The following is a 12,546-nucleotide window of genomic DNA, read 5'->3' as shown; positions in this document are numbered from 1 at the left end:
ATAAGTGCCGCAAAGTTACTGAAAAAACGAGGAAATAAAGAGTCAGGAATGAGGAGGAATTCGTTAATATTATCTAAATTCGTATCGCTTTTTTAAACTTCTGTTAAGAATCTTCTTATGGAATGTGTTTCAATTTTAAATCTCCCAAATGAAGAAAATATTTGTATTATGCTGCTGTTTACTTTTAACAAGCTGTTTTGAGATAACGGAAAGAATCAAACATCATGACGACCAAAGCGGCGAATACACGTTGATGGTTGACTTTTCAAAATCATGGTTAAAGACTAAATCGGCAATCTGGCTGGAAGAGGTTGATGGCGTGAAAATTCCGAACGAACAGGAAATTACCCAAAAACTGAATGATTTTAAATCGAAAGTTTCAAAAATGGAAGGAATTTCGGATGTATCAACCAAAACCGATTTTGACCGGTATGTTTTTATCATCAAATTAGATTATAAAAACCTGAAAGCACTGAACGAAGTCGTAAATGTTTTAAACAAGCAAAAAAATCAGATTCATTTTACGGCTGACTCCAGGAGTTTTGAAAGAATTGCCTCTTATCCAATTCCTGAAAATCTCCTGAAAGATGAAAAGAAAAAGGAAGATCTGGAAAAAGCCAGCATTATATCTATTTACACTTTTGATCGTGACGTAGCAGCAACAAGTAATGCCAATTGCAAAGTTTCTCCAAACAAAAAGACCGTTTTTTTGAAGCAGAGCATGTACAGCGTGCTTAAAAAATCATCATTAATGAATAATAATATTCAGCTAAATCCATAATCATTTAATAAATACTTTCAAATATATCTACAATGAAACAATTTTTCACATTTTTAATTCTGTTTACATTCGGTTTGGCTTACAATCAAACACTTTCTAAAAAGCAGGATTATTTCATTCAGTTTAACGGCAGTCAGCTTTCTAAAAAAGTAAGTGTTGCTGAGGTTTTAAATCATTCTCTTTTAAAAAATGCAAAAGAAGGAAAGATGAAACTGGACGTGAATCAATATGCGGATCTTATAAAATTAGATCAGAAAATAACAGTTCATGGTAATTACTCAGACAGTATACCGTATTATCAGGTTACAATTCCAATAAAAAGCAGAGGTGATATTAAGAACTTTTTAGTTCAAAAAGATAAGGAAAACACTTCGTCTTCAAAAGCAATGATTGAAGATTTTGGTCAGTATTCAGTATATAATTCCGGAGATAAAAAAACAACCGTAGCCTGGAATGACAGTCATTTGGTAATTTTTGGACTAACTAAAAAATATTCTTATAATGATTATGCAGTAACAACAGCAATAGATAGTGTTGCTGTTGTTAGTGATTCTTCTGCAGTTATTGTAGAAGCTCCTGAGGAACCAGTTGTAGACACAGCTTATGCTGATTATTCGGATAATTATTATGCTAATTTTCAAAAAGAGCAAACCGCTTTTGACAGTATTCAGGGCATTAGCCAAAACAGGTTTATAAAATTGCTTTTCGAAAATGGTTTTACAGTTCCGACCTCAGATAAGGTTCATGAAAATGCTGATATTTCCTGCTGGATGGATTATGGATCTGCAATGTCTGGTTTTAATTCCGCTTATATGACTTTGTTAAAGTTTACGTCGTATAATAAGTTTTTACCAAGCCAAAAGAACTTAGGTAATTTTGTTAAAGGAATTAATGTCGATTTTTATTTTGACAATGATAATGCGCGGATTGAAGAAATTGTAGAATATTCGAAACCAATTGCTGACATTGTGGGTAAAATTAGTAACCGAAAAGTCAACAAAAACATCTTTAATTATTTTCCTGCTCAAAAACCGCTTGGTTATATGACCTATCATTTTAATACAAAGGAAATGCTGAAAAGTTTTCCGACTTTAAGTGCAGAGGTTTTCAGTAATCCTTATATTTTGAAAGAAGATATTGGTGTGGTAACCGATCTTATTTCGACAATTATTGATGAAGAAGCCACAGCCACTCTTTTTGATGGCGATTTAAGCATGTTTCTTTATGATGTTACCGAAAGAGAGGTTACCACAAAAACTTTTGAATACGATGAAAATTATGAATCGAAAGAAGTTGTAAAAACGATAAAAAAAGCAATACCGCAGTTTTCAGTAATTTTTACTTCGACACATCCCACTTTTGCTGATAAATTGATTCAATTAGGAGTTCGTAAAAACGGATTGGTTCAAAAAGGAAATTATTACGAAATAAAAGGAACTCAGGATTACGGAGGTTTATTTATTTTTAAGGATAAAGATGTGGTAATTATTGGAAACAGCATTGATAATATTTTTCCAAAGGATAATTCATTTTCGAAAGAAGTCAAAAAAGAGCTGAAGCAAAATTATGTTTCGGCTAAAGTAAGTATTGATAAAATAGTAACTGCTTATTCTAATTCTGGAGAAGCCAAAGCATCTGAAATTAAAAGCCTGAACCGCCTGGCGCAACAATTCAGCGATGTCACGTTGTATTCAGGAAAGAAACTGATTGATAACAAACTGAAATTCGAGTTAAAATTAAATTCGCTAAAAGCAGATAAAAATATCATTTTACAGACATTAGATTTAGTTGACGAACTAAGTAAAAAGTAAATAATCTAAAATACAAAAGCCCTAAAATTGATGTTTTAGGGCTTTTTTTATGTTTTGTTCCGAAGTGATTAAATCCAGTCTACAGGATTTTCCAATACTTTTATTAGTTTGTCTTCTTCGCTTCCAGCTTCCGGATGATGATCGTAAACCCATTGCACATGAGGAGGAAGGCTCATTAAAATACTTTCAATTCTTCCATTGGTTTTTAAACCGAATAATGTCCCTTTGTCGTGAACCAAATTAAACTCCACATAACGGCCACGGCGAATTTCCTGCCAGTTTCTGTTTTCGGGAGTATAAGAAAGGTTTTTTCTTTTTTCTACAATTGGAACATAAGCTTCAAGGAAACTATTTCCAACTTCAGTTACGAAATTGTACCAGTTTTCCATAGACATAGTTTCATTTGCTTTACAATAATCAAAGAATAAACCACCAAGACCACGGGCTTCGTTTCGGTGTGCATTCCAAAAATAGGAGTCGCATTGTTTTTTGTATTTCGGATAAAACTCCGGATTGTGTTTGTCGCAAGCCGTTTTACAGGTTTTATGAAAGTGTTTGGCATCTTCTTCAAACAAATAATAAGGGGTTAAATCCTGCCCGCCGCCAAACCATTGCTGGATTATTTTAGGCGAACCTGTACTGAGCGGAGTCGAAGTATCATACATTTCAAAATAACGCCAGTTCGCATGAACCGTCGGAACCATTGGATTTTTTGGGTGAATCACCAAACTCAATCCGCAGGCAAAAAAATCAGCTTCGCCAACGTTAAACATCTTTTGCATGGTTTCCGGAAGTTTTCCGTGAACGGCTGAAATGTTTACACCGCCTTTTTCAAAAACAGTACCGTTTTCAATAACACGTGTTCTTCCGCCACCGCCTTCCGGACGTTTCCAAAGGTCTTCACGGAATTTCGTAGTTCCGTCAACAGCCTCTAAACCGGCGCAGATTTGATCTTGTAATTGTTGTATGTAGGCGTAAAATTTATCTTTCATTATTATTGTTTTTTGGCTTTCGCCGAAGCAATTTTAGCATTTATCCCAAAGGAAAAAACCTTGCTTTCTGCCTGAATATATTGATAAACAGCTAAAGCTTTACTTTCGAAATTGTAATTTTCAGCTTTAGAAAATTGTATTAAAATATCTCCAAATTGTTCTAATTGTTCCCAGTCAAAGTGAAGGCGATTTAATAAACTGATTAAATCTTCATTGGAATAATTGACTAAAGTTTCAATGTTTAATGCGAATTCTTTCAGTTGATTTTCAATTTCTGTTTTTGCAGAGTGATCCAAAGGCTGAGGGACATAAACAAGAGTTCGTAACGTTTTGAGAACGTTATCAATTCTGATTTTTTCTTCGTCTCTTAAACCTTTGTTGAGCATGATTTTCTGTTCGTTTTCCTGCAAGGTTTCCAAAACCTTGTAGGTATCTTATTTAATTCTATCTTATTTAATTAGACCTAAAAGGCTTAGATACCTTGCAGGGTGAAACCAGATTACTCAAAAGTATAAGTTTCGTTTAAAAAATCATTCTTTTGATTATGAGAAAAGATAAAATTCTCTAAACCGCCAAATAAATTTATGGTTTCATCCCTTTCTATTTTGGTTTTTTTTATCAGATAAATATGCCTGATAGGATGAAAATTTGAAACTTTTGAAATCTAAATCAAAATGATGTTTCGGATTCAAATGAACATAAACAATTAATTGTTTCAGATAAGTTTCGTCTTTTAGTTTTATTCTCTTAAAATGTTTCTCAAATAAACTTCCAGTTCTGTTAATCTGTTTATTGAATGCTTTTGCATATGAATTAAACAAATTGGAAAACGCTTGTGTAACTTCTTTTTCTTCTGAATTAAGTCGAATCACTAAATGAAAATGATTATTCATTAGGCAATAAGCGAAAATAGATATTTTGTCTTCAGAATATTTAGCTAATTGCTTTAAAAAATAAAGTTTGTTAGTGTCATTTTCAAAAATGCTTGCTCCGTTTATTCCTCGATTATAAATATGATAGTAACAATCTTTCTGCAATGGTTGGAGTTTCATTTTTAAAATACTGTAAGTTTTTACTGTAAATATAAAAACAACTTTTAAACCTACAAGGTTTTGGAAACTTTGCAGGAAGTCAAATGAAAATTATTGCCCGTATTCCTTCACCGCATCAATAAACGCTTTTGCGTGATCTACAGGGATATTTGGTAAAATTCCGTGACCTAAATTTACGATATATTTATCTTTTCCGAATTCGTCAATCATTTCGTGAACCATTTTCTTGATAGTTGGAATTGGAGAAAGTAATCTTGATGGATCGAAGTTTCCTTGTAAAGTAACATTTCCACCAGATAAGTAACGTGCATTTCTGGCAGAACATGTCCAGTCAACTCCTAAGGCAGAAGCTTTACTTTTGCCCATTTCGCCAAGAGCAAACCAGCATCCTTTTCCGAAAACAATTACCGGAGTAACCTCAGCCAATGCTTCAACAATCTGATTGATGTATTTCCATGAAAACTCCTGATAGTCAACCGGAGAAAGCATTCCGCCCCAGGAATCAAAAATCTGAACCGCATTAACACCCGCTTTTACTTTTTCTTTTAAGTATAAAATAGTGGTATCTGTGATTTTTTGTAATAAAGTGTGTGCTGCAACAGGGTTTGAAAAACAGAATCCTTTTGCAGTATCGAAACTTTTAGACCCTTTTCCTTCAACCGCATAACAGAAAATTGTCCACGGTGAACCTGCGAAACCAATAAGCGGAACTTCGTCGTTCAGCATTTCCTTAGTCAGTTTAATAGCATCAAAAACATAACCTAAAGTTTCATTTACATCCGGAACAAAAACCTGATTTACCTGTTCCATGGTACGAATCGGATCCGGTATAATAGGACCTAAATTGTCTTTTAATTCTACGTGGATTCCCATTGCGCGCGGTACAACCAAAATATCTGAGAACAAAATGGCAGCATCGGGAGCAATTCTGCGTATAGGCTGAACTGTGATTTCTGCAGCTAATTCCGGAGTTTCGCAACGTGTAAAAAAATCATATTTATCACGTAGAGCTCTGAATTCCGGCAAATATCTTCCTGCCTGACGCATCATCCATACCGGCGGACGTTGAACTGTTTCTCCTTTTAATGCTTTTAAAAATAGGTCGTTTTTTAACATCTCTTATTTCTTTATCCTGCAAGGTTTCCAAAACCTTGTAGGTGTTATTGTTGATTAATATAGATACCTACAAGGTTTTGGAAACCTTGCAGGAAATCTTGTTCGTTACTTATATTCATTAATTACATCTTCGATCACATCCTCCATTGTAGGCTGATCTGCGATGATGATATTTTTTGTGATTTTTGCTAATGCTTCTGCGGTGGTTTCTCCAATGCAGAAACAGATTTGTTTTTGAATTTTATTGTCTTTCAGATAACTCTTAACTCCGGACGGACTAAAAAATAAAATCGCTTCCGGATTTGCTTTTATTTTCTGCGGCTGCAATGTTGTGTCGTAAACCTGAATTTCATTGAATTTAATTCCGTTTTCTTTTAAAGCTTCGGGCAAAGTATCTCTTCTAAGATTTCCACTGAAAAAAGTATAGCTTTCACTAGAATAAATTAAAGTGATAATTTCTGCCAGATCTGAAGCGTAACCTGTATAGGCAATAACGTTGAATCCGTTATCTGTTAGTAAGGTTTTAGTTTTAAGACCAACGCAATACACGTTTTTCTTTTTCAGTTCTTCCGCTTTTGGATGAGATAAAACGCTATGAACGGCATTCTGACTTGTAAAAATCAGGCTTTCGTTGAGGTCTTTTAATTCGAAAGGTTTGTTTTCGGTTTTGATGAAATCGGCTTCGATTACTTCAATACCATATTTCATCAATTCCTGCTTATGAAGAAGCGATACTATTTTAGTAGATACTATTTGAACTGATTTTTCCATTATTTTTTCAGTGATTCTTTGATTTTCTGCATTAATTCCGTTCCGCCATTATTCAAAATCTCCTGAGCTGAGTTGAAACCTAATTTTTTCCACTCTGAAATAGCAACTGTTTTATCGATTTCCAGTTTTTGTTTTCCGTCAATAGATAACAAAACGCCCTGAAAATGCAGCGTATCTTCGTCTTCATTATAAGTAACCAAAGCTCCAATTGGTGCTGTACATCCGCCTTCAAGCGTTCTCAAAAACTGGCGTTCGATATGTGTGCAGATTTCAGTTTCAATATGATTTAACTGTGAAAGTGCATCAAGCGTATAATTATCATTTTCCATTGCCACAACCAGCATAGCTCCTTGTGCCGGCGCCGGAATCATCCAATCGAGATTGATAACATTTTCTGGTTTTAAATTGATACGTTCCAAACCTGCAGCTGCAAAAACAGCTCCGTCCCAGTCGTTATCCTGAAGTTTCTGCATACGCGTATTTACGTTTCCGCGCAAATCAACAACCGTATGATTTGGATATTTGTTGAACCATTGTGCCTGGCGACGCAGACTTCCGGTTGCAATGGTACTTGGATTGGTAAAATCAGGATTTCCTTTATGAACTAAAATATCCAGAACATTAGCTCTTTCCAAAACTGCGGCCTGAACAATTCCTTTTGGCAAAGCCGTTGGAACATCTTTCATAGAATGTACCGCAATATCAATATCGCCATTGATCATGGCAATGTCTAAAGTTTTAGTAAAGATTCCGGTAATACCGAGTTCGTAGAGTGGTTTGTCGAGAATAATATCTCCCTGAGATTTTACGGCAACAATTGTTGTTTTATAACCTAAATCATTTAATTTTTTTTCGACGGTATGAGCCTGCCAAAGTGCGAGCTCACTATCTCGGGTTCCTATTCTAATAACTTTTTGAGCCATATTTTTTTGGATCCTTAAAAGTAAGGAACATTCTGTTTAACTATTATGAGAGGTTGATTTTATATTTTTCTTCAACTGCTGAAGGAATATTATTCGGTGCAAGCTGTCCTATCTGAAACACTTTTTCAATAAACTCAATACTTTCGTCAATAGAAGTGTTTTCGTCTTTTAAGTGACTGGCAAACTGACTGGTGATTTTTTGAATAATTCGGGAACTGATTAATTCAGCCTGTTCTTCATCAAAATTCAGCATTTTCTTTTTATGAAAAGCCAGTTCTCCCGCAACCATATCGTTTAGTTTCGCCTTAAGTGCATGAATAGTTGGCGCATATTTTCGGCCATTCATCCAGGTATTCAATTCTAATTTCATATCCTCGATTATCGCTTCGGCAGCGGGAATATGCTGTTTTCTTCTTTCAAGGGTATCGTCTGTCATCTGGGACAGATAATCTAAGTGTATTAAAGTTACGCCCGGTATTTGTTCCACATCAGGATTTACATTTCTTGGAATGGATAAATCCAGAATCAACAAAGGTTTCTTTAAATTCAGTAATGTTTTGTCAATAGTTGGGTTTTTGGCTCCTGTAGCCACCACCAAAACATCAGCTTGCTGTAGTTCTTCCTGCAAGTTAGCGTAATCTTTTACGATTACATTTAGTTTTCCGGCCAGTATTTCAGCTTTGTTTTTGGTTCTGTTGATAAGCGTAATGTGTCCGTTTTTAGTATGTTTTACTAAATTTTCACAGGTATTTCGGCCTATTTTTCCGGTTCCGAACAGTAGAATATTTTTATTTCCAATGTCTTCTACATTTTTAATAATATATTGAACCGATGCAAACGAAACGGATGTTGCACCGGAAGAAATTTCTGTATCTGTTTTAACTTTTTTGCTTGCCTGAATAACTGAGTTGACCAAGCGATCTATATAAGTATTAATTAAACCTTCTGATTTGCTTAAATTAAATGCAATCTTAATCTGGCTGATGATTTCAAAATCACCCAAAATCTGACTGTCTAAACCAGTTCCTACGCGAAACATGTGGTTTACGGCTTCCTGATTTTTGTAGATGTAGGCAACTTCGCGAAATTCCTCAACGGAACCGTTACTGTTATCGCAAAGCAATTTGATTAATTCATAAGGATGATTGGCAAAACCATAAATTTCAGTTCTGTTGCAGGTAGACGTGACAATTAATGATTCTATTCCTTCGGCTTTAGCCTGAGCCAGTAAATCAGATTGTGCTTTAGTATCTAAACTAAATTTCCCTCTAATAGTAGCATCTGCTTTTTTATAACTTAAACCTAAAGCGTAAAAAGTGGTAGTTCTGGACATATTAAAATTTTCCATATTATACTTTCGTTAAAAAGTGCAACAAAATTATTACTAACTAATTTATAAAAACAACGCTAGAGGTACTTTTTATATCGCTATGGAATAAATTGATTCATTTTAGCTGTTCTAAATAGAATGTATAATGATATCAAGGATTCGACAACCTGTTATGTATATTTATTCTAAATAACAGTCTGGCTTTTGTTTTAAATATTGTGCGAAAAAATATCGCTATGAGTTCGGATGAATGTTTCTGTATTACATATTATTCACTATTCATGATGATAGAAAATTTAGATATAAAAACAGCTTCATTAAATAAAACCCTACCTTGTCAGGGCAGGGTTTTTTAGAGGAAATTAATTATTTCTGAACAATAGGAGTTCTTAATGACTCCAAAACTACAACAATATCAGTGTAAAGTTCTGTGTTCGAAGCAACACCATTTGCATTGGCAGCAGCTCCAACATAACCTTCAAATTTTGTGTAATCTGCATTGCTGGATTTTGTTCCCATACGCGGGTTTTTCGCAGGATCATGTGCAGCTACCATATTTAATCCTGAATAGGTGTTTACAGCATTTGTACCTCCGGTATTAAAGGAGAAGAAATCTGTTAAATTGTCTGATAACCTTGCAATACTGGTAGATTGTGTATTACCAGTTTCTGCTAAAAGAGGAGCAAAGTGTGCCTGTAAATTGCCTGAAGCATTCGACTGAATATCTGCAACAATTAATCCAATAGCAGAGTTTACTACTTTACGGAAACTCAAACGTCCTTTTTCAATCATTTGTCCGGAATTATCAGGATCAGAAACCATAGTTGTACCTCCTAATCTTGCATAGATTGTTGGTTTTTCAACTGGTGTGTTATCATCATCATTATTACAGGAAGTTAAAGTTGCCGACGCAACAAGTAATACGCTAAGTGTAATTTTAGAAAAATTTTTCATAATAAAATATTTAAGGGTTAATTAAAAAAACGATTTATTTTTTGAGACAATTTATAGCTAAAGCTATTCTGGTCTACAGGACAAACTTCTTTGCTTGCCAAATTTGCTGGCAAAATGTAGCGTTGTGCATCATATTGTCCTTTACTCATTAATTCGTTAAATACTTTTTTAGAATTAGTGATTTTATTGTTGTGGAAATACACCACTACATTTCTTTTTACAATTATAGAATCAGAAGTTAATCCTTTAATAGATCTCAAATCTGCACAAATCTTTTTGCCAGAAGCAGAATCTATATTTTCTTTAAAATCAATCCTGCTTACCTGTAAATTTGGAGTTTCGTAAATAGCGGGCTTTGCAGTGATGATGTGGAATATTAAAATGCCGAAAAATAACACCACGGTTATCAGTACCGCCCATAGTCCTTTTTTTATTGTTTTGTTAATTTTCATAAAAGTTTTATTTAATTATTGATGTAGTTTTTAAGAATCATTTACGTGCGGTTTTTACAATTGGTTTTGTTAAGCAACAATAAAGCAACAATTTAGAACAGTTATAAATAAAAGCAAGAAATAATTGATGATTCTTTAAGTTATAATTAAATGAATATCAGTAATTTAGTTTTTTTTAAACTAAATTTGAACTCAATAATTGATTGAAGGAAATTAGAATAGAAAAGAAGCGAAAAATTTCGAAGAATAAAGAAATTATAAATTTAGAAGCAAGTAAACGATAAACCCATTAAAAAGATTTAATTTTGAAAACCCAAATTATCGTTTCATCAAAAATGACATTGTAACTTGAATACAGTAAATCAAAAAATGGAGGAAGAAATAAAAATCGAAGATGACTTTACGCTAATCAGGTTTCAAAACGATACTTCGGAACCTTTTTTTGCACAGCGTGAAATAGGCAATGGTCTGATACAGTTTCATTTTGGATTAAAAGGAAACGCCAAATTCTTGTTCAATCAGGGTAATTATGCTTTAGAATTAAAAGAAGAAAAATCGCTTCTTTTGTATAATCCGCAGAAAGAATTACCGCTTAATTTAGAACTCACTCCCAACTCATGGGTGATTTCGGTAATTGTTTCCATCAAAAAATTTCACGCATTATTTTCTGCCGAAGCCGATTATATTACCTTTTTGAGTCCTGATAATAAGGACAAAAAGTATTATAACGAAGGAAATATAAGTCCATCGATGGCAATTGTACTGAGCCAGTTGTTTCATTACAACCTTCATCCATCCATAAAAAACCTTTATTATAAAGGAAAAGGATATGAATTACTGAGTTTGTACTTTAACAGAACCGAAGATCCCAACGCAGAACAATGTCCGTTTTTGATTGATGAGGATAATGTTTTGAAAATCCGAAAAGCCAAAGAAATTATCATCGCTAATATGGCTGAACCTCCGGGTTTGCAGGAACTAGCAGATGAAATTGGTTTGAATTTGAAGAAACTGAAAATGGGTTTCAAACAAATTTATGGCGACACGGTTTACGGTTTTCTTTTTGATTACAAAATGGATTTTGCCCGAAAGTTACTGGATAGCGGTTCTTATAATGTAAACGAAGTGGGACTGAAAATTGGTTACAGCACAGGAAGTCATTTTATTGCGGCGTTCAAGAAAAAGTTTGCTACGACTCCAAAAAAATATTTGATGTCAATTAATGCGAATGTGTAATTGAAAAGATTAGAGAACATTAATATGATAATTGGAAAAACTCATTCGGAAACGATAAAACAATTAAAATCAGCTATTTTAGGCAGCAGATATCGTGTTGCAATTTTGGCAAACAGAGAAATGCTTGGTTTGTACTTTGGAGTTGGAAAATTAATTTCAGAAAAAACGAGTCAAGAAAAATGGGGTGCTAAAGTTCTCGAAATTTTATCGAAGGATTTACAGAATGAATTGCCAGGGTTAAGAGGTTTTTCGGCATCAAATATTAAGAAAATGAAAGCTTTCTATGAAACATGGAAAGATAATTTTACAATTCGTTCGTTAGCGACGAACGAATTAGAAGAAAATCAAGATATTGAAAATAAACTTATTGCAATTAGTTCGTCGCTAACGAACGAAATGGAAATCTATTTTCAAAAAGTTGGATTTACACATCATTTTGAGATTTTATCAAAAACCAAAACAATTGAAGAGCATCTTTTTTATATTCGGAAAACAGCTTTAGAGTTTTGGAGTGTAACAACCTTGAGACACCATTTAAAATCAAATTTATTTAAGCAACAAGGAACGTTGCCTAATAATTTTACCAAAGCAATTACGCAGGATGATTTAAGAGCTAAAGCTTTAATGGCTTTTAAAGACGAATATCTATTGGATTTTATTAATATAGAAGATCCAGAAGAGGAAAATGAAAGATTAATTGAGCATGAAATTGTTCGCAATATTAAGAAGTTTTTACTTTCATTAGGAACTGATTTTGCATTTATTGCTAATCAATACCGCTTCATTTTAGATGATATAGAATATTTTGTGGATCTGCTTTTTTATAATCGAAAAATGCAATGTTTGGTCGCTTTTGATTTAAAAAAAGGAAAATTCATTCCAGAATATTTAGGAAAAATGAATTTTTATCTCTCGGCCTTAGATGAAATGGTAAAATTGCCTCACGAGAATCCTTCGATCGGTATTATTCTTTGCAAAGAGAAAAATAACAAGGTTGTAGAATTTTCATTTCGGGATGTTAATAAAGCGATGGGGGTTTCAACATATAAAACAGCAAATGAATTACCAAATGAATATAAAGGGTTATTGCCGGAAGCCGAAGAGCTAAAAAAACTAATGGATTAAAGC

13 protein-coding genes are annotated in these 12,546 nt (G+C 33.7%); 4 read left to right on the top strand and 9 right to left on the bottom strand.

The window, feature by feature from the left end:
• Positions 1–148 precede the first annotated feature (148 nt).
• Both FLV_RS06835 and FLV_RS06830 read left to right on the top strand, forming a co-directional pair.
• Complete coding sequence (locus FLV_RS06835; RefSeq protein ID WP_243232167.1) at positions 149–781, top strand: hypothetical protein; 633 nt, start codon at positions 149–151, stop codon at positions 779–781.
• Positions 782–813: 32 nt separating this feature from the next.
• Positions 814–2,592 (top strand): hypothetical protein, encoded by a 1,779-nt coding sequence (locus FLV_RS06830; protein ID WP_243232165.1) that lies wholly within the window; start codon positions 814–816, stop codon positions 2,590–2,592.
• Positions 2,593–2,660: 68 nt separating this feature from the next.
• On the opposite strand, the gene hemF is transcribed toward FLV_RS06830, so the two are convergent.
• From hemF to FLV_RS06785, 9 genes are all read right to left on the bottom strand, one after another.
• The gene (gene hemF / locus FLV_RS06825) at positions 2,661–3,584 is read right to left on the bottom strand and encodes an oxygen-dependent coproporphyrinogen oxidase (protein ID WP_243232163.1); all 924 of its coding nucleotides are present in this window, start codon (positions 3,582–3,584) and stop codon (positions 2,661–2,663) included.
• Positions 3,585–3,586: 2 nt separating this feature from the next.
• Entirely contained in the window at positions 3,587–4,003 is a 417-nt protein-coding gene (locus FLV_RS06820; RefSeq protein WP_243232161.1) for a hypothetical protein, read from the bottom strand.
• A gap of 171 nt (positions 4,004–4,174) precedes the next feature.
• The gene (locus FLV_RS06815; protein WP_243232160.1) at positions 4,175–4,636 is read right to left on the bottom strand and encodes a transposase; all 462 of its coding nucleotides are present in this window, start codon (positions 4,634–4,636) and stop codon (positions 4,175–4,177) included.
• Positions 4,637–4,726: 90 nt separating this feature from the next.
• Positions 4,727–5,752, bottom strand: a complete 1,026-nt coding sequence (hemE, locus tag FLV_RS06810) for a uroporphyrinogen decarboxylase (RefSeq protein ID WP_243232159.1) — start codon at positions 5,750–5,752, stop codon at positions 4,727–4,729.
• A gap of 105 nt (positions 5,753–5,857) precedes the next feature.
• Positions 5,858–6,523 carry a uroporphyrinogen-III synthase gene (locus tag FLV_RS06805; protein ID WP_243232158.1) on the bottom strand — a complete coding sequence of 222 codons (666 nt, stop codon included), beginning with the start codon at positions 6,521–6,523 and terminating at the stop codon, positions 5,858–5,860.
• On the bottom strand, positions 6,523–7,446 hold the full coding sequence (gene hemC, locus FLV_RS06800) for a hydroxymethylbilane synthase (RefSeq protein ID WP_243232156.1): 924 nt from the start codon (positions 7,444–7,446) through the stop codon (positions 6,523–6,525). Before hemC ends, FLV_RS06805 begins: the two co-directional genes overlap by 1 nt.
• Positions 7,447–7,489: 43 nt before the next feature.
• Positions 7,490–8,794, bottom strand: a complete 1,305-nt coding sequence (gene hemA, locus FLV_RS06795; RefSeq protein ID WP_243232154.1) for a glutamyl-tRNA reductase — start codon at positions 8,792–8,794, stop codon at positions 7,490–7,492.
• Between the two features lie 348 nt (positions 8,795–9,142).
• A complete protein-coding gene (locus FLV_RS06790) occupies positions 9,143–9,730 on the bottom strand; it encodes a hypothetical protein (RefSeq protein WP_243232152.1) in 588 nt (195 codons plus the stop codon).
• A 17-nt stretch (positions 9,731–9,747) separates the two neighbouring features.
• Entirely contained in the window at positions 9,748–10,182 is a 435-nt protein-coding gene (locus tag FLV_RS06785; RefSeq protein WP_243232151.1) for a hypothetical protein, read from the bottom strand.
• A 369-nt stretch (positions 10,183–10,551) separates the two neighbouring features.
• On the opposite strand from FLV_RS06785, the gene FLV_RS06780 reads away from it, so the two are divergent.
• Together FLV_RS06780 and FLV_RS06775 are read left to right on the top strand one after the other, a co-directional pair.
• On the top strand, positions 10,552–11,418 hold the full coding sequence (locus tag FLV_RS06780; protein ID WP_243232149.1) for a helix-turn-helix domain-containing protein: 867 nt from the start codon (positions 10,552–10,554) through the stop codon (positions 11,416–11,418).
• A gap of 24 nt (positions 11,419–11,442) precedes the next feature.
• Positions 11,443–12,543 (top strand): YhcG family protein, encoded by a 1,101-nt coding sequence (locus FLV_RS06775; RefSeq protein ID WP_243232146.1) that lies wholly within the window; start codon positions 11,443–11,445, stop codon positions 12,541–12,543.
• The last annotated feature ends 3 nt before the right edge of the window (positions 12,544–12,546 follow it).

Source organism: Flavobacterium pectinovorum (assembly GCF_022802975.1).
Classification (GTDB): Bacteria; Bacteroidota; Bacteroidia; order Flavobacteriales; family Flavobacteriaceae; genus Flavobacterium; species Flavobacterium pectinovorum_B.
This window is presented reverse-complemented; position numbering and strand designations above follow the sequence as displayed.

Bases quoted from the DNA above. Each gene is read 5' to 3' on its own strand.
- FLV_RS06835 (WP_243232167.1), top strand. From the start codon at position 149: ATGAAGAAAATATTTGTATTATGCTGCTGTTTACTTTTAACAAGCTGT.
- FLV_RS06830 (WP_243232165.1), top strand. From the start codon at position 814: ATGAAACAATTTTTCACATTTTTAATTCTGTTTACATTCGGTTTGGCT.
- hemF (WP_243232163.1), bottom strand. From the start codon at position 3,584: ATGAAAGATAAATTTTACGCCTACATACAACAATTACAAGATCAAATC.
- FLV_RS06815 (WP_243232160.1), bottom strand. From the start codon at position 4,636: ATGAAACTCCAACCATTGCAGAAAGATTGTTACTATCATATTTATAAT.
- hemE (WP_243232159.1), bottom strand. From the start codon at position 5,752: ATGTTAAAAAACGACCTATTTTTAAAAGCATTAAAAGGAGAAACAGTT.
- FLV_RS06805 (WP_243232158.1), bottom strand. From the start codon at position 6,523: ATGGAAAAATCAGTTCAAATAGTATCTACTAAAATAGTATCGCTTCTT.
- hemC (WP_243232156.1), bottom strand. From the start codon at position 7,446: ATGGCTCAAAAAGTTATTAGAATAGGAACCCGAGATAGTGAGCTCGCA.
- hemA (WP_243232154.1), bottom strand. From the start codon at position 8,794: ATGGAAAATTTTAATATGTCCAGAACTACCACTTTTTACGCTTTAGGT.
- FLV_RS06790 (WP_243232152.1), bottom strand. From the start codon at position 9,730: ATGAAAAATTTTTCTAAAATTACACTTAGCGTATTACTTGTTGCGTCG.
- FLV_RS06785 (WP_243232151.1), bottom strand. From the start codon at position 10,182: ATGAAAATTAACAAAACAATAAAAAAAGGACTATGGGCGGTACTGATA.
- FLV_RS06780 (WP_243232149.1), top strand. From the start codon at position 10,552: ATGGAGGAAGAAATAAAAATCGAAGATGACTTTACGCTAATCAGGTTT.
- FLV_RS06775 (WP_243232146.1), top strand. From the start codon at position 11,443: ATGATAATTGGAAAAACTCATTCGGAAACGATAAAACAATTAAAATCA.